This window comes from Pseudonocardia sp. KRD291 (assembly GCF_019263595.1).
In the GTDB taxonomy this organism is placed as follows: domain Bacteria; phylum Actinomycetota; class Actinomycetes; order Mycobacteriales; family Pseudonocardiaceae; genus Pseudonocardia.
Map to the genome: position 1 here is coordinate 14,558 of NZ_JADQDD010000038.1, position 15,819 is coordinate 30,376.

General features: G+C 73.1%; 14 protein-coding genes. 8 read left to right on the top strand and 6 right to left on the bottom strand.

What is annotated here, in order from left to right; translation table 11 throughout:
• Window positions 1–8: 8 nt before the first annotated feature.
• A complete protein-coding gene (locus tag I4I78_RS08240) occupies window positions 9–839 on the top strand; it encodes a mycofactocin-coupled SDR family oxidoreductase (protein ID WP_218610631.1) in 831 nt (276 codons plus the stop codon).
• Window positions 836–2,050, top strand: coding sequence for a CaiB/BaiF CoA-transferase family protein (locus tag I4I78_RS08245; protein ID WP_218610632.1), 1,215 nt, complete (start codon window positions 836–838; stop codon window positions 2,048–2,050). The genes I4I78_RS08240 and I4I78_RS08245 overlap by 4 nt, the downstream gene beginning before the upstream one ends.
• 19 nt (window positions 2,051–2,069) lie before the next feature.
• Here I4I78_RS08245 and I4I78_RS08250 read toward each other — a convergent pair whose 3' ends face one another.
• The 6 genes from I4I78_RS08250 to I4I78_RS08275 are packed head-to-tail and all read right to left on the bottom strand — an operon-like array spanning window position 2,070 to window position 9,830.
• Window positions 2,070–3,074 (bottom strand): zinc-binding dehydrogenase, encoded by a 1,005-nt coding sequence (locus I4I78_RS08250; RefSeq protein WP_218610633.1) that lies wholly within the window; start codon window positions 3,072–3,074, stop codon window positions 2,070–2,072.
• A 1-nt stretch (window position 3,075) separates the two neighbouring features.
• Window positions 3,076–4,770, bottom strand: coding sequence for a thiamine pyrophosphate-binding protein (locus I4I78_RS08255; protein ID WP_218610634.1), 1,695 nt, complete (start codon window positions 4,768–4,770; stop codon window positions 3,076–3,078).
• Window positions 4,767–6,953 (bottom strand): acetate--CoA ligase family protein, encoded by a 2,187-nt coding sequence (locus tag I4I78_RS08260; RefSeq protein WP_218610635.1) that lies wholly within the window; start codon window positions 6,951–6,953, stop codon window positions 4,767–4,769. Before I4I78_RS08260 ends, I4I78_RS08255 begins: the two co-directional genes overlap by 4 nt.
• Complete coding sequence (locus I4I78_RS08265) at window positions 6,950–7,795, bottom strand: ABC transporter permease (RefSeq protein ID WP_218610636.1); 846 nt, start codon at window positions 7,793–7,795, stop codon at window positions 6,950–6,952. Before I4I78_RS08265 ends, I4I78_RS08260 begins: the two co-directional genes overlap by 4 nt.
• Window positions 7,792–8,661 (bottom strand): ABC transporter ATP-binding protein, encoded by an 870-nt coding sequence (locus tag I4I78_RS08270; RefSeq protein WP_218610637.1) that lies wholly within the window; start codon window positions 8,659–8,661, stop codon window positions 7,792–7,794. The genes I4I78_RS08265 and I4I78_RS08270 overlap by 4 nt, the downstream gene beginning before the upstream one ends.
• Window positions 8,662–8,711: 50 nt before the next feature.
• A complete protein-coding gene (locus tag I4I78_RS08275) occupies window positions 8,712–9,830 on the bottom strand; it encodes an ABC transporter substrate-binding protein (protein WP_218610638.1) in 1,119 nt (372 codons plus the stop codon).
• Between the two features lie 384 nt (window positions 9,831–10,214).
• Here I4I78_RS08275 and I4I78_RS08280 point away from each other — a divergent pair, with 384 nt between their 5' ends.
• Genes I4I78_RS08280 through I4I78_RS08305 form a run of 6 tightly spaced genes read left to right on the top strand, consistent with a single transcriptional unit; the run spans window position 10,215 to window position 15,741 of the window.
• Window positions 10,215–10,607: a Rieske (2Fe-2S) protein gene (locus tag I4I78_RS08280; protein WP_218610639.1), complete on the top strand. Its 393-nt coding sequence runs from the start codon at window positions 10,215–10,217 to the stop codon at window positions 10,605–10,607.
• A complete protein-coding gene (locus tag I4I78_RS08285; RefSeq protein ID WP_218610640.1) occupies window positions 10,604–11,764 on the top strand; it encodes an amidohydrolase family protein in 1,161 nt (386 codons plus the stop codon). Before I4I78_RS08280 ends, I4I78_RS08285 begins: the two co-directional genes overlap by 4 nt.
• Entirely contained in the window at window positions 11,761–12,927 is a 1,167-nt protein-coding gene (locus I4I78_RS08290) for an amidohydrolase family protein (RefSeq protein ID WP_218610641.1), read from the top strand. The genes I4I78_RS08285 and I4I78_RS08290 overlap by 4 nt, the downstream gene beginning before the upstream one ends.
• Window positions 12,924–13,760: an MBL fold metallo-hydrolase gene (locus tag I4I78_RS08295; protein ID WP_218610642.1), complete on the top strand. Its 837-nt coding sequence runs from the start codon at window positions 12,924–12,926 to the stop codon at window positions 13,758–13,760. The genes I4I78_RS08290 and I4I78_RS08295 overlap by 4 nt, the downstream gene beginning before the upstream one ends.
• Entirely contained in the window at window positions 13,757–14,599 is an 843-nt protein-coding gene (locus tag I4I78_RS08300; RefSeq protein ID WP_218610643.1) for an MBL fold metallo-hydrolase, read from the top strand. Before I4I78_RS08295 ends, I4I78_RS08300 begins: the two co-directional genes overlap by 4 nt.
• A gap of 38 nt (window positions 14,600–14,637) precedes the next feature.
• Window positions 14,638–15,741 carry an ABC transporter substrate-binding protein gene (locus I4I78_RS08305; RefSeq protein WP_218610644.1) on the top strand — a complete coding sequence of 368 codons (1,104 nt, stop codon included), beginning with the start codon at window positions 14,638–14,640 and terminating at the stop codon, window positions 15,739–15,741.
• The last annotated feature ends 78 nt before the right edge of the window (window positions 15,742–15,819 follow it).

Genomic DNA, 15,819 nt, shown 5'->3' on the forward strand with positions numbered 1-15,819 from the left:
ACGCGATCATGGGACGGTTCGACGGCAAGGTGGCCTTCGTGACGGGCGCGGCGCGCGGGCAGGGCCGCAGCCACGCGGTGGCCCTGGCGAAGGAGGGCGCCGACGTGATCGCGGTCGACGCCTGCGCGCCGATGGAGTCCGCGCCCTACCCGATGGCCACGCCGGAGGACCTGGCCGAGACGGTCCGCCTGGTCGAGGAGCTGGAGCGGCGGATCATCGCCACCCGGGCCGACGTCCGCGACCAGGACACCCTGTCCGCGGCCGTCGCCGAGGGCGTCGCGCAGCTCGGGCGCCTGGACGTGGTGGTGGCCAACGCCGGGATCCTGTCGGTCGGGCAGAGCTGGGAGATCCCGGAGAGCACCTGGCAGGACATGATCGACATCAACCTGACCGGCGTCTGGCACACCACCAAGGCCGCGATCCCGCACATGATCGACGCGGGCAACGGCGGGTCGCTCGTGCTGATCAGCTCCACCGCGGGCCTGCGCGGCTCGGTCTTCATCGGGCACTACGTCTCGGCCAAGCACGGCGTCGTCGGCCTGATGCGCACGCTGGCCCAGGAGCTCGGCCCGCACGGGATCCGGGTGAACAGCATCCACCCGACCCAGGTGGACACCGACATGATCCAGAACGAGACGACCTACCGGCGCTACCTCCCGCACGCCGAGCACCCGACGCGCGACGACATGGGCGCCGCGTCGTCCACCACGAACGTGCTGGGCATCCCGTGGGTGGAGTCGAGCGACATCAGCAACGCGGTGCTGTTCCTGGCCTCGGACGACGCCCGCTACGTCACCGGCGCCACCCTGCCGGTCGACGCCGGGTCGCTGATCCGGTGAGCTCCGGGGCGGCACCCGGGCCGCTGACCGGCATGACGGTCGTCGAGTGCGCGTCGATCGTGCTGGGCCCGCTCGCGGCGCAGTACCTCGGCGACCTCGGCGCGGACGTGATCAAGGTCGAGCCGGCCGGCGGCGACCTGACCCGCCGGATCGGGCCGCGCCGCTCGCCGGCGATGGGCTCGTTCTTCCTCACCAACAACCGCAACAAGCGCAGCGTCGTGCTGGACCTGAAGAACCCGGCCGGGCGCGCCACGCTGGACCGGCTCGTCGACCGCGCCGACGTGTTCCTGCACTCGATCCGCGGTGCCGCTGCGCAGCGCCTCGGCCTGGACCACGCGACGCTCGCCGCCCGCAACCCGCGGCTGGTCTACTGCCACGTGAAGGGCTTCGCCGACGACGGGCCCTACGGCGGCAAGCCGGCCTACGACGACATCGTCCAGTCGCTGTCCGGTCTGGCGATGCTGCAGACCGTGGTGACCGGCGAGCCGCGCTACATGCCGGCGATCTTCGCGGACAAGGTGACGGCCGTGCACGCGGCCTACGCGATGATGGGCGCGCTACTGCACCGTGAGCGCACCGGAGCCGGGCAGAGGGTCGACGTGCCGATGTTCGAGACGATGGCCGGCTTCAATACCGTCGAGCACCTGTGGGGGCACACGTTCGAGCCCCCGATCGGGCCGATGGGCTACGAGCCGGTGAGCACCGCGGCCCGGCGCCCGTTCCCCACCCTCGACGGGCACCTGTCCTTCCTGCCTTACTCCGACGTGCAGTGGAAGCGGTTCTTCTCCCTCATCGGGCGCGACGACGTGATGGACGACCCGCGCTTCGCCACGTTCGCCGGGCGCCAGGAGAACGTGTCGCTGGTGTGGGGCGAGATCGCCCACCAGCTGACGCTGCGCACCAACGCCGAGTGGACGGAGCTGCTGGGCTCCGAGGACATCCCGTTCGCGGTGGTCAACTCCCTGGAGCAGCTCACCGAGGACCCGCACCTGGTCGACACCGGGTTCTGGCAGCTGCACCAGGACCCGGTGGAGGGCACCCTGCGCTTCCCGACCAGCTCGCTCGGCCTGTCCGGGTCCCCCGCCGGTCTACGCCGCCTCCCGCCGCGCCTCGGCGAGCACACCCGCGAGGTCCTCGGCGAGATCGGCCTCGACGACGCCGCGATCGAGCACCTGGCCGCCGAGGGCGGGACGGACCTCGACCCGGCCTGACCGTTCCGCGTCCCCCCGGTCAGGACCCGTGCCGCAGCACGACCTTCAGCCGTCCCGGCGCCGGACGGGCCGCCAGCTCGAACGCGCGCTGCGCGTCGTGCGCGTCGAGGACGTGGGTCACGTAGGCGGCGGGCAGGTCGGGGTGGGCACGCAGGTAGCGCCCGGCCTCGCCCAGCATCCGCCTGCGGTCGCGGGTGATGCCGGAGACCAGGGTGAGGTTCCTGCGGAAGAACTCGCGCAGGGCGAACGGGTAGACCGGGTCGTCCGGCACCCCGAAGTAGTGGATCCGCCCGCCCGGGCGCGCGGCGCCGATCGCGTGGCCCAGGGTCGCCACGTTGTGCCCGATCGCCTCGACGACCACGTCGGCACGGTCGGCCTCGGCCAGGTGCTCGACCCACCGGCCGGTGTCGGCGTGCACCGCGTCGTCGATCCCGAACCGGTCGGCGACGTCGCGGCGGTCGACCGTGTCCACACCGGTGACGTGGGACGCCCCGTACTCCGCCAGCACATGGGTGAACAGCAGCCCGATCGGGCCCAGCCCGAGCACGGCCACCCGGCACCCGAGCACCGGCACGAGCTGGTCCACCGCGTACAACACGCAGGCCAGCGGCTGCAGCATGATCGCGTCCTCGGGGGCCAGGGCCGGGTCGTACGGGGCCACGTCCGCGCCGAGGGTGATCGTGTACCCGGCGATCGCGTCGAACCGGCTCGCCCATCCCACGACCCGCTGCCCGACCGCCAGGTCGGGGTCGGTCGAGGCGAGGACCTCACCGAGGACCTCGTGCATCGGGAAGCCCGCGGGCCCCGGGCCGTCCGGGGTGGTGACGCGCAGGTGCGGCGACGGGGCCCCACGGAAGGCCGGGAGGTCGCTGCCGCAGATCCCGCCGGCGAGCACCCGCAGCAGGACCTCGCCGTCGGCCAGGTCCCCGGCGAGCGGCCTCGGAACCTCGACCTCGGCGAACCGGCACGGCGCGACCAGCCGCTGCGCCCACATCCCCGACCGGTCCGCACCAGGACCGCTCATGTCACGCCAGGAACGGCGCGACGACGGTGGGGGTGACCTTGCAGTCGAGCAGCAGTGGTCCGTCCCGGTCGCTCAGCGCGGACCGCGCGGCGCGCAGGTCGGCCACCGACCGCACGGTGACCGAGGGGATCCCGAACGCCTCGGCCACGGCGGCGAAGTCGGTGTCCGGGAACATCGCCGTCCGCCCGGAGAACCGGCGGTTCTCCAGGTAGTGGCGCTCCGCGCCGTAGGCGCAGTCGTTCATCACCACGACCACGAGCGGCACGTCGAGGCGGGCCAGGGTCTCCAGCTCGCCGAGCGCCATCAGCAGGCCGCCGTCGCCGACGATCGCCACCGTGGACACCCCCGGCCGGGCGAGCGCGCAGCCCAGCGCGGTGCCCAGCCCGAGGCCGATCACCGCGAAGTCCGAGCTCTGCTTGAACCGGTCCGGGGACGGCACCCGCAGGTGCGGGGGGACGAAGCCGAAGAAGTTGCCGTTGTCGGTCACCACGGCGCGGTCGGCCGGGAGCAGCTCGTCGAGCTCGAGGAGAAGCGTGCGGGGGTCGACCGTCCACTGCGTACCCGCGTCGTCGACGTCGTCGGCCGGGCGGTGCCCGGCGAGCGGCGCCAGGCTGACCTCGGTGTGCCACGGCTTGTCCCTCGCCGCCCGCTCCGGCAGCGTCGCGAGCAGCTGCTCGGCCACCAGACGGCAGTCGCCGACGACGGCGACCTCGGCCCAGTGGAACCGCCCGATGGCGTCGCGGTCCGCGTCGACCTGCACCAGCGGCACCGGCGGCAGGCTCGTCCCGCTGCTGGTGCTGTGCCGGTTCAGGCTCGCCCCGAACACCAGGACGCTGTCCGCCTGTTCGAAGAACCGGCGTCCGGCCGAGTGCGAGAACGACCCGATCATGCCGACGTCGAGGCGGTGACCGTGGAACATGTCCTTGCCGCGCAGGCTGGTCGCCAGCATCGCGCCGGTCCGCTCGGCCAGCTCGACGATCGCGTCGCGCGCCCCCGCGGCCCACGCCCCCGCCCCGGCGACGATCATCGGCCTGTTGCTGCCCCCGAGGACCGCCACCGCGGCCGCCAGGGCGGCGTCGCGGGCCGGTACCGGCGTGCGCCCGACGGGCTCCAGCGCGATCGGGCCGGCGTCGGGCACGTCGGCGTCGAACAGGTCCATCGGCACCGTCATCAGCACAGTGCGCCCCTCGGACGCGGCCTGCGCCGCCTCCCGCACCGTCGCGACCACGGTCGCCGCGCTGCGGGCGGTGAACACCGGGACGCCGACGTCGGTGGCCAGGGCGGTCGCGTCGAGTGCCTTGCCGTCCGGGAGCAGGACCGTGTTCGCTGGCGGGCGCAGGCTCTCGTCGCCGGTGACGATCAGGACCGGCGCGTTCCCGCGGGCCGCGTTGACCGCGGCCGTCACCCCGTTCGTGGTGCCCGGGCCCCGGCTGATCACGCTCACCCCGAGCCGGCCGGACGCGGACGCGTAGCCGGCCGCCATCGCGATGCCGGCGTTCTCGTGGCGGGCGTTGTGGTAGGTCACGCCCCGGGCGACCAGCGCCGAGACCAGCCGGACCGTGTCGTCGCCCATCAGGCCGAAGACCTCGTCGACGCCCAGGTCGGCCAGCGCCGCCGCGATCGCCCGGTACGCGGGGACCACCGCACCGCCCGCCTGCCGGTCCTCAGGTGCTGCCGGGTTCGCGTACGTCGTCATGTCGGGGTCCTCTCCAGGTCCGTGGTGGTGTGCCTGCCGCCCGGGTCCGCGTCGGCGCCCCAGACCGCGAGCGCGTCCACCGCCTCGACCCGGTCGCCGTGCACGAGCAGGGGGTTGACCTCGAGCGCGGCGAGGTCGGGACCGAGCCGTAGCGCCACCGCGCCGATCCGCGCGATCACCTCGGCGACCGCGTCGAGGTCCGCGGGAAGCGCTCCGCGTTCGCCCGCGAGCAGCCGCGCCCCGCGCAGCCGGGTCAGCATCGCGCGGATCTCGGAGGGCCCCACCGGCAGCAGCGCGAGCCGGGTGTCGCCCAGCACCTCGACCCAGATCCCGCCCAGCCCGATCGCGAGGACCGGGCCCCACTGCGGGTCCCGGGTGAAGCCGACGAACAGCTCGACGCCGTCACGGCGCATCGGGGCGACGAGCACCCCGTCGATCCGGGCGCCGGGCCGGGCCCGGCCGGCCGCGGCGACCCGCCGGAACGCCTCCCGCACGCCGTCCGCGCCGCGGACGTCGAGGGCCACTCCCCCGATCTCGCTCTTGTGGCCGATGTCCGGGGACGCGATCTTCAGCACGACGGGACCGCCGAGGCCCGCCGCGTGCGCGACGGCCTGGTCCTCGGTGGTCACGACCCCGGCGGGGACCGTCGGGACGCCGTGGCGGGCGAGCAGGTCGAGCACCTCGTGCTCGGACCGCGGCCGTTCGTCGATCGCCGGGCCGTCGCCGGCGGCCCCGGGACCGGCTCCGACCGCTGCCGCACGCCGCCGCTCGGACCACCGGAACGCCCGCGCCACCGCGCCCATCGCCCGGTCGAGACCGCAGGCCAGGTAGGGGATGTCGTCCTCGGCGAGGATCTGCTTCGTCAGGTCGGTGACGACGGTGTCGTGGTAGCTCACGACCATCCCCGCCGCGGCGCTCCCGCGCAGCGCGCGGCCCATGCTGCGGTGCAGCTCCGTGAGCCGGGTGCTGCGCGAGTCCGGCGTCGTCGGGACCGGGTAGTAGGGCACCAGCACGGCGGCGACGTCGTCCTGGTCGCCCAGGGCGCGGACCAGCCGCCCGGCGCCGTCGGGCTCGATCCCTCCGGTGAGGTCGAGCGGGTTGTGCATCGTGGCGTAGCCCGGCAGCGCGTCGGCCAGCTCCACCGTCGTCCGCGGCGAGATCTCCGGGAGCTCGACGCCGCGGGACTGCGCCAGGTCGGCCGCGATCTCGCAGATCCCGCCCGAGTTCGACACGACGCCGAGGCCGCCGGGGCGCAGCTCGCCGGTCCGTCCCAGCACGTCGGCGGTGGCGACCAGGTCCTCCAGCGAGCCGACGCGCACGACGCCGTACTGCTCGCAGACCGCGTCGAACACGCGGTCGTCGCCTACCAGCGCGCCGGTGTGCGCCAGCGCCGAGCGCGCCGTGGCCTCGCTGGAGCCGACCTTCAGCACGACGATCGGGGTGCCGGCCGCGAGTGCGGTCCGTGCCACGTCCACGAAGCGGTCCGGGTCGCGCACGGTCTCGGCGAACAGGGCGACCGCACGGGTCTGCGGGTCGTCGACCAGGTACTGCACCACCGCGGTGGCGTCCAGGTCGGCCTCGTTGCCGGTCGCCACCACGTGGCTCAGCCCGACGTCCTGCTGGTGGGCGAGGTTGGTGAGGAAGTACGCGACGGCACCGCTCTGGGAGACGATCCCCACCCCGTGCCCGGCCGACGGGGTCTTCACCGGGGTCGCCCAAACCCGTACGCCCTCGACCAGGTTCAGGAAGCCGAGGCTGTTCGGGCCGAGCAGCGCGACCCCGTGGTCGGCCGCGGTCCGGCGCAGGTCCTCCTGCAGGCGGCGTCCGGCGTCTCCGGTCTCGGCGAACCCGGAGGTCAGCACGAGGGCGGCGCGGGCACCGGCGCGGCCGAGGTCGGCGACCGCGTCGAGGACCGCGGGGCCGGGCACCATCACCACGCCCAGGTCCGGCGGCACCTCGATCGCGGTGGCGCTCGGGACGGTCGCCCGCCCGTGCGCGGACGGTGAGCGCGGGTTGACCAGGTGCAGGTCCCCGGTGAACCCGCCGTCGGTCAGGTTCGCGTGCATCGCCACGGACCACCGCGAGCGGTCGGACGCGCCGACGATCGCGATCGACCGCGGGCCGAGCAGCGCGCCGACCGTGCCCGGCGACGGGGCGGTGGCCCGCCCGGCCGGACCGGTCATGTGCCCGCCTGCTCCTTCGACCAGAACAGCAGGCGGCGCTCGGCCCACGAGGTGATCGCGTAGAGCACGATGCCCATCACCATCAGGTCGAACAGCAGCGCCCACACGGCCGGGACGTTGAACTGCGAGCGCGCGGTGATGATCAGTGCGCCCAGGCCGTTCTCGGATCCCACGAACTCCGCGACGACGGCGCCGATCAGCGCGAACACCGCGCCGACCCGGAGTCCGGCGAAGATGTAGGGAAGGGCCCGGGGCAGGCGCACGTAGCGGAACAGCTGGACCGAGCTCGACCCCAGCGACCGGAGCAGGTCGTACTCGTCACGGTTGGTGACCCGCAGGCCCTGCAACGTGTTGATCAGGATCGGGAAGAACGTCACCAACCCGACGATCACGGTCTTGCCGAGCTGCCCGAAGCCGAGCCAGAGGATGATGATCGGCGCGATGGCGATCTTCGGCATGGTCTCGATCGCGATGATGATCGGCATCGTGATCTCCTCCAGCCCGCGCACCAGGATCAGCACGGCGGCGACCAGGAACGACCCGACCGCGGCGAACACGAAGCCGACGACCATCGCGGTCACGGTCGAGCCGACGTCGCCCCAGAAGCCCTCGGTCTGCCACTGGTCGAGCAGGGCGGCCCAGACGTCGGTCGGCGCCGGGATGATCAGGTCCGAGATGAAGCCGCTGCGCGAGCCGACCTCGGCGATCAGCAGGATCAGCACGATCAGGCCCACGGTGGCGCCGCGCATGCGCAGCGTGTGCATCGCGGCGCCGGGGCGGCGGGGCGAGGTTCGCGGAGTCGACGGCGCCGGCGTGGCGAGGTCGGCCGGGCTGGTGCTCATGACCGCTCCAGTTCCTGGTCGGGGCCGGTGGCGTCGAGACTCGTGGTGTCGAGGCCGGGGGCGTCGAGGCTGGTGTAGAGCTCCTGCTTGAGCATCAGCTCGAGCTCGCGGAAACGTTCGTCGGCGGACAGCGCGATGCCCCGGGGGCGGGCGAAGTCGATCGGCACGTCGTCGATCACCCGGCCCGGGCCGCGCGACATCACGAGCACCCGGTCGGAGAGCCAGATCGCCTCCTGGATCGAGTGCGTGACGAACAGGACCGTCTGGCGCAGCTCGCGCTGAACCGTCTGCAGGAGGTCGTTCATGGTGTCGCGGGTGATCGCGTCCAGCGCGCCGAACGGCTCGTCCATGAACACCATGTCCGGCTCGTGCAGCAGCGCCCTGGCCAGCGAGGCACGCTGCTGCATGCCGCCGGAGAGCTCGCCGGGATAGCGGTCGTCGACCCCGGTCAGGCCGACCAGCTCCAGCAGCTCCGCGGCGCGCCGGCGCGAGCGCGCCATGTCGAGGCCGAGCACCCGGGCCGGCAGGACGACGTTCTCCAGCACCGTCCACCAGGGCAGCAGGGTGGGCGTCTGGAACACCATCCCGTAGGTCCCGGCCTTCGCCGGGCGTCCGGTGCCCTCGTAGTCGATCCGGCCGCTCGTGATCGGCATCAGGCCGGCGCAGGCCTTCAGGATGGTGGTCTTGCCGCAGCCGCTGGGTCCGACGAGGGAGACGAACTCCCCGTCCCGGACGTCGAACGAGACGCCCTTCGCGGCGACGCTGTCGACGCCGTCCGCACCGGAGTAGACCTTCGACACGTCCTCGACGCGCAGGCGCATCGACCGCGGCCCGCCGTCCTGGGGGCTGCCCTCCGCATCGGTCATGGGCCGCTCGACGCTCCTGCTCGCGTTCGTCATGGGTCGGGTTCCGCCTCTCACTGCGCCTTGACCAGCGTCGGCAGGTCGCAGGTCCGCGCCTGCTGCTCGACCTTCGCCTTGTCGAACGCGTTGATCTCGTCCAGGAGCTCGGGGGTCCAGATCTCGTCGGCGGCGACCGGCTTGCGGATGGTCCCGCCGGTCACGGCGACGTCGATCCGCTTCCGGACGGTCTCCGGGGCCACCCGGCCCCACTGGCCGTCCACCGGGAACTGGTTCTTCAGGCGCGCCATCACACCGGTGACCCCGCGCCGCAGGGCCTCGGCCTCCGGCACGCCGGCCGGCTTCGACTGCGGGTACGTCGCCCAGTGCACGCGCAGCGCGCACTCCGGGTTCGCCTTGACGAACGTGCTGCCCTCGGCGATGCCCCGGCCGAGCTTGACCAGCACGTCGCGCTGCTCGGCGAAGGACTCCGGCCGGGCGACGATGCCGCCGAGGAAGCCGTACCGGTCGATCGCTGAGTCGACCTTGCGCAGCTGGTTGCCCAGCCCCTCGATCTCGGCGTACACGGAGTCGTAGCCCATGTAGGCGGCGATCCGGCCGGTCTGCAGGGCCTGCAGCGCGGTGGCGCCGGTCCCCACCTCGACGATGTTCATCGAGTCAGCGTCGAGCCCCTGCTCGCGCATGACGCCCTGCAGCAGGCCCGCCCCGTCCCCGGCCAGGCTGAACGTGCCGACCGTCTTGCCCTGCAGGTCGGCCAGCGACCGGACCTGGCTGTCGGGCAGCACGACCGGCCAGTACGGGTTGTTCGGGATGTAGGAGTAGAACGTCTTGATGTCCGCACCGCCGTTGACGTGCGCGGCCATCACCCCGCTGGTGCCGCCGGACCCGATGGTCGTCTTGCCGGTGGCGACCGCGGTCATGACCTCACCGGTGCCCTTGAACTCGTTGAACTTCACGTTCAGGCCCTGGTCGGACCAGTACCCCAGCGAGGTCGGGATCGACGAGTAGTACGCGGAGCCGGGCAGCTCGGGCCCGGTCACGCCGAACGTGACGGGTGCGTCCGGTGCCCCCGTCTCGGCCGGTGCTCCCCCGCAGGCGGCCACGCTCAGGGCCAAGGCTGCGGCGATCGCGATCGCCGCCGGCCGGGCCGCTCTCCCCCTGGACCTCGTCGACATCGTCACGTCTTCCTCTCGCCCTCGACCGGTGCACGTCCTTGTGCGTCGCCCCAGGTCGGAGTCGGTCTCCCGAAACTCGAATCCCGGTTCACAGATTCGAACCGTGCCCTACCTCACAAGTCCGGTCAACAAGTTCCGGGCCTACGAAGTTCGTCCCGGTTGCGCCGATCGGGTATTGACCGCCCGCAACCACGATGGTGGACTGAAAGTCGAGCACCTCTTCGAGATCTCGAAGTCTTGCCACGCCGCGTCCGGGTCGGACGGGCCCCGAGGACCGCCGCTGACCTCGGCGAAGCAACGTCGTCCCCGACGAATGTCGTCCGAACCGTTGAGACTGCGGGTGGGCGCGACACGTATCGCCGGATCACAGAGGGAGAGGCATAAGTGACCGAGCGTGTCGTCTGTGCGACCGAGGACCTGCCTCCCGGATCGCGCGTGGTCGTCAGCGTCGACCGCATCGAGATCGGCGTCTTCAACATCGGCGGCGAGCTGGTCGCGATCCGCAACCGCTGCCCGCACGCCGGCGCGCCGATGTGCGACGGCCTGCTCACCGGGACGGTCGTCTCCGACGGTCCGCAGCAGCGGCGCTGGGCTCACGACGGGGAGATCCTGCGCTGCCCCTGGCACGGCTGGGAGTTCAAGCTGCCCGAGGGCCGGTCCCTGGTCGACCCGCCCTACCTTCTGAGCACCTACGAGGTCCGGGTGCTCGACGGGCAGGTCCTGGTGGACACCGCGAGCGGGCGGGGCACCCGCACCCGGGCGGAGGCCCGCACATGAGTGCGGCCGGAGCAGCGCGGCGGGAGGGCACCGAGCTGGCCGGGGACGACCCGGCGCGACTCGCGACCGTCTCGCTGGAGACGGCCGCGCGGGGCGGCCGCCCTCCGGCGTGCGCGATCGTCGACGCGTCGGTGCACGTGCGGCCGCGCAGCCAGGCCGAGTTCCGCGCCTACCTCCCGCGGCTCTGGAAGACCCGGCGCCTGCCGAGCGGGGACGGCTACTACTACCCCAACCCGGCCGGGAACCACCTGCGCGAGACCTACTCCGACGCCGGCCCGCCCGGATCCGACCCGGACCTGCTCCACCGGCACCTGATCACCGACGGCGGCGTCGACCGGGTCGTACTGCACCCGTTGACGCTGGGCCTGCTGCCCGACATCGACCTGCTCGGCGCGGTCTGCTCGGCGACGAACGCGTGGCTGGCCGACACCTGGCTCGGCCCCACACACGACCGGTTCCACGGCACGATCCGCGTCGCGCCCGGTGACCCGGTGGCCGCGGTCGCCGAGATCGAGAGATGGGCCGCGCACCCGGGCTTCGTCCAGGTCGGCGTCCCGATGCAGTCGTTGCAGCCCTACGGCAAGCGTCAGTTCTGGCCGGTCTGGGAGGCCGCGGCGGCACACGGCCTCCCGGTCTGTGTGCACGCCGACGCCGAGACCGGCGTCGAGCACGCGCCGACGCCGGCGGGATACCTGCACACCCACTTCGGGCATGCGGCCGTCGCGCCGTTCATGTTCGTCAACCACCTGACGAGCCTGATGACCGAGGGCGTGCTGGACCACCTCCCCGGCCTGCGGGTGGTGTTCGCCGACGGGGGCTTCGACCTGCTCGGGCCGATGATGTGGCGCCTGGACAAGGACTACCGCGCGATGCGGGTGGACATGCCGTGGATGACCCGGCTGCCCTCGGAGTACCTCGCCGAGCAGGTCCGGTTCGTCGCGCACCGGATGGACGGCCCGGACGACGCCGCCGTCGCGGGCGAGTGGCTGTCCATGGTGGACGCCGACCGACTGCTGGTCTACGGGAGCAACTACCCGAACTGGGACTTCCTGCCGCCCGGTCTGGTCTACCCGGACGCGGCGGCGGAGGCGCGCGAACGGATCCTGCACGGCAACGCGACACGGCTCTACGAGCTCGACCGAGGGGAGACGGCGTGACCGCCACCGCGACCACCACCGCCGGGACGTCCGGACCCGGGACGGGCCGGGTGCCCGTGCGCGTCGTGGACTGCGACATCCACGTCAACCCGCGCAGCGCGACCGAGATCGCCGACCACCTGCCGTCGGAGTGGAGACACCTGCGGGACCTGCTCTACGGGAACGGGATGCTCGGCACGTCGGTGATCTTCGCGCCGCCGAACGAGGGCCGTCGCCTGGATGCGTTCGGCGACGACGGCACCCCGGCCGGCTCGGACCCGGCCCTGACCGGACGCCAGCTCTTCGACGAGGCCGGGGTCGACCTGGCCGTGATCATCCCGCTGACCGAGCGGTCCGCGGCGAACCCGGAGCACGAGGCGGCGATGGCCGCGGCGACGAACGCCTGGCTCGCCGACACCTGGCTGGGCGCCTACAACGGGCACGGTCGCTACCAGGGCACGATCCGGGTGAGCTCGGACCCGGACCTGGCCGTCGCCGAGATCCACAAGTGGGCCGGGCACCCGCACTTCGTGCAGGTCATGCTCAACCCCTACCTGGGCACGCCGCTGGGGCACCGCCCGTTCTGGCCGGTGTACCAGGCCGCCGTCGACGCCGACCTCGCCGTCTGCACGCACGTGACGCTGCAGCGGCCCGGCCCGGCGCTGTTCACCTCGTCCGGCCCGCCGACGACGTTCCTGGAGAACCACGCGCAGTTCTCCGTGCTCTACGCGACGCACCTGGTCAGCATGCTCGAGGAGGGCGTCTTCGACCACTGGCCGGAGCTGCGGTTCACGTTCGTCGAGGGCGGCTACAGCTGGTGCCTGCCGCTGCTGTGGCGCCTGGACAAGTACTGGCGCGCACTGGGTTCGGAGGTGCCGCGGCTGCGCAGGGCCCCGTCGGAGTACGTCCGCGAACACGTGTCGTTCACTCGCCAGCCCGTCGAGGAGCCGCGGGACCCGCGCCACCTCGCCCGGGTCATCGACTGGCTCGGGCCGCAGACGCTCGAGTTCGCCACCGACTACCCGCACTGGGACGGCGACTACAGCACCCGGATCGGGTTCGCCGGCGTCCCGGCCGACGTACGGGCGCAGATCCTCGGCGGCAACGCCGTCGCGAAGTACCGCCTGCCCGCCACCCGGCCGGCCGCGCACTGGAGCGAGTTCGGAACGGAGTCCGCCCGATGAGCACGACGATGCCCGGGGTCGCGTCCACCAGGGACCTGCCCCGCGAGATCAGCGAGGGCGTGTGGTGGGTCGGGGCCTGCCTGGAGAGCGCCGCGTTCGACGAGCCGGTGCACTTCCACACCTCGGCCTACGTGATCGTCGGCGCGGACGCGACGCTGATGTTCGACACCGCACCGCCCGGGGCCTGGTCGAAGGTCTCCGACGACCTGGATCGCGTCCTCGGCGGACGGCCGCTGGACTACCTCGTCCCGTCGCACCCGGAGATCCCGCACGCCGGGAACCTCGACCGCATCGTGGACCGGTACCCCGGCGTCGAGATCGTCGGCGACCTGCGCGACTACCACCTCTACTTCCCCGACCACGTCGCGAGGATGCGGCCGGTGTCGCACGGCACCGAGATCGACCTCGGCGGCGGGTACGTCTTCGTGCTGCTCGACGCCGTGATCGAGGACCTGCCCACCACGGTGTGGGGCTACGAGCGCAGCCGGAAGGTGCTGTTCCCGGTCGACGCCCTGGGCTACGGGCACCTGCCCCAGGTCTCGGCCGACCTCGCGGGCGACGTCGACGAGCCGCTGCACCGGCCGGGCGAGTGCGCGCTGCTGACCAGCGAGCTGGACCACCCGCCCGCGCTGGACCTCGCCACGCACCTGACGAAGTCGTCGCTGTTCTGGAGCCGCTACGTCGACATCGGGCCCTACTTCGAGCGCTTCGAGGCGCTGCTGCGCCGCTACCCGGCACGGCTGCTGGCGCCGGCGCACGGCAGCGTCGTCGACGACCTCGCCCTGATCATGCCGGTGATGCGCGAGGCGCACCGGCACGCGTTCTCCGCATGAGCGTGCCCGCGCGGGCCCCGGTCGTGGAGCTGGTCCCGGACCGGCTCCACCTGCTCGGCGACGGCGTCGAGCTGGACGGGCGGATCAGCTGGGTGCCGCCGCACGTGCGCGGGTGGCAGCCGATGAACTGCTATGTGCTGCGCGAGGCCGGCTCGGTCCTGGTGATCGACCCGGGGCCGGCGGTGCTGCGGGAGACGGTCGCCGACCAGCTGGAGACGCTCGTCCCGGCCGGCACGCCGGTCTCGGTCCTGGTGACCCGCGCCGAACCGGACACCACCGGCGGCCTCGGCGAGATCGCGCGGCGGTTCCCGGTCGAACGCCTCTACGCCGGCGGCGGCCCCAACCCGTTCGACTCGTTCGAGGCCCTCGGCGAGCTGGCCGCCGGGTCCGGCCGGGGCGCGGGGCGGCGCGAACGGATCCAGCTCGAACGCACCGCACCGGGTTTCGCGGTGGCGGTGGGCCCGGCCCGGGGCGTCGAGATCCTGCGGCCGAGCATCCGCCTGCTGGCCACCTGGTGGGGCTTCGACCAGGCCACCGGGACGCTGTTCACCTCGGACTCGTTCGGGCACTCCGTGCAGTCCCGCCGCGACGGCCCCCGCGTGCTGCGCGGCGACGACGTCGCGCCCGAGCCGGTCGAGGTGATCGCCCACCTGCGCGCCAAGTTCGGCTGGCTCGCCCACGCCCGGACCCCCGTCCTGCGCGAGAGGACCCGGGACCTGTTCGCCGGCCGCGCCGTCACCCGGATCGCGCCGGCGCACGGGCTGGTGATCGAGGGGCCGGAGGCGGTGCGGGCGCACCTCGACGCGATGGACGCGGCGCTGCACACCCTCTCCTCCTGACACACACCCATTCACCGACGAACGGGGACGCCATGCCCATGCCCGCAACCACCTCGCTGCGCAGGACCGGAGCCGTGCTCGCCGCGGTCGCGCTCACCGCGGGCCTGACGGCCTGCGGCGGGGCCGGGTCCGACGCGTCGTCGCCGACCGTCACGTTCGGCGTGAACGCGCCGGAGCTGCCCGGGTCGGCGTACTACACGTCGGTGCCCACGGCCCTGGGCTACTGGAGCGGGCAGGGCCTCGACGTGAAGGTCCAGCCCTTCGACGGCAGCGGCGCGATCATGACCGCGGTGGCCACCGACAAGATCCTCGTCGGCGCGGCGGGCAGCCGGTCGAACTTCGCCGCGCACGTCAACGGCAACGCCGACTCGACCGCGTTCTACGCCTACATCCCCGGCAACCCGTACTACCCGACGGTCCCCGAGGCCGGCCCGATCCGCACGCTCGCCGACCTGCAGGGGCGGACCGTCGGCCTCTACAGCCTCGCCGGCGAGGGTGAACGGCTGGTCACGGCCGCGATGCGGGCACAGGGCCTGGACCCCACGACGGTGCGCTACGTAGACATCGGGATCGGCGGCAGCGCCGCGCAGTCGCTGCGGTCGGGCCAGGTGGACGCCTACATGGGCTACGACTCGGTGAACGCCCAGATCGAGGCCACCGGCTACGGGCTGCGCCGGATCGCCTCCCCGATGGACGACTACGGGTTCGCCGGCAGCGTGGTCGCGCGGCCGGAGAGGGTGCGTGACGACCGCGACCGGTTGGTCAAGCTCGGGCGCGGGATCGCCGAGGGCTCGGAGTTCGCCCGGGCCAACCCGGAGTGCGCGCTGCGGGTGCACTGGAGCGTGTACCCGGAGGCGAAGGCAGCGGGTGTGTCCGATCAGGAGGCGCTGCGCAAGGGGCTCGACGAGATGCGCCCCCGACTGGAACAGGTGTTCCCGGTCGACGAGCGGTGGGGCGCGGTCACGCCGGAGACCGTGCAGCAGACCGTCGACGTCGCCGTCGCGGGCGGCATGATCTCCGAACCGGTCGCCCCGGGCACGATCTTCACCCCGGACCTGCTCGCCGAGATCAACGACTTCGACCGGCAGGCGGTCGCCGCCCGGGCCCGGACCTGCGACCTCCCGGCGCTGCTGCGCCGCTGACGCGCCCTAGCCGATCGCGCCGCAGGAGCGCAGGGCGGCGACGCGCCCGGGCGCCACGCCGGACTCGGCGAGCACCTC

Excerpts from the sequence above, each read along its gene's own strand:
- I4I78_RS08300 (WP_218610643.1), top strand. The coding sequence starts at position 13,757 with ATGAGCGTGCCCGCGCGGGCCCCGGTCGTGGAGCTGGTCCCGGACCGG.
- I4I78_RS08260 (WP_218610635.1), bottom strand. The coding sequence starts at position 6,953 with ATGACCGGTCCGGCCGGGCGGGCCACCGCCCCGTCGCCGGGCACGGTC.
- I4I78_RS08250 (WP_218610633.1), bottom strand. The coding sequence starts at position 3,074 with ATGAGCGGTCCTGGTGCGGACCGGTCGGGGATGTGGGCGCAGCGGCTG.
- I4I78_RS08240 (WP_218610631.1), top strand. The coding sequence starts at position 9 with ATGGGACGGTTCGACGGCAAGGTGGCCTTCGTGACGGGCGCGGCGCGC.
- I4I78_RS08265 (WP_218610636.1), bottom strand. The coding sequence starts at position 7,795 with ATGAGCACCAGCCCGGCCGACCTCGCCACGCCGGCGCCGTCGACTCCG.
- I4I78_RS08285 (WP_218610640.1), top strand. The coding sequence starts at position 10,604 with ATGAGTGCGGCCGGAGCAGCGCGGCGGGAGGGCACCGAGCTGGCCGGG.
- I4I78_RS08305 (WP_218610644.1), top strand. The coding sequence starts at position 14,638 with ATGCCCGCAACCACCTCGCTGCGCAGGACCGGAGCCGTGCTCGCCGCG.
- I4I78_RS08255 (WP_218610634.1), bottom strand. The coding sequence starts at position 4,770 with ATGACGACGTACGCGAACCCGGCAGCACCTGAGGACCGGCAGGCGGGC.
- I4I78_RS08275 (WP_218610638.1), bottom strand. The coding sequence starts at position 9,830 with ATGTCGACGAGGTCCAGGGGGAGAGCGGCCCGGCCGGCGGCGATCGCG.
- I4I78_RS08270 (WP_218610637.1), bottom strand. The coding sequence starts at position 8,661 with ATGACCGATGCGGAGGGCAGCCCCCAGGACGGCGGGCCGCGGTCGATG.
- I4I78_RS08295 (WP_218610642.1), top strand. The coding sequence starts at position 12,924 with ATGAGCACGACGATGCCCGGGGTCGCGTCCACCAGGGACCTGCCCCGC.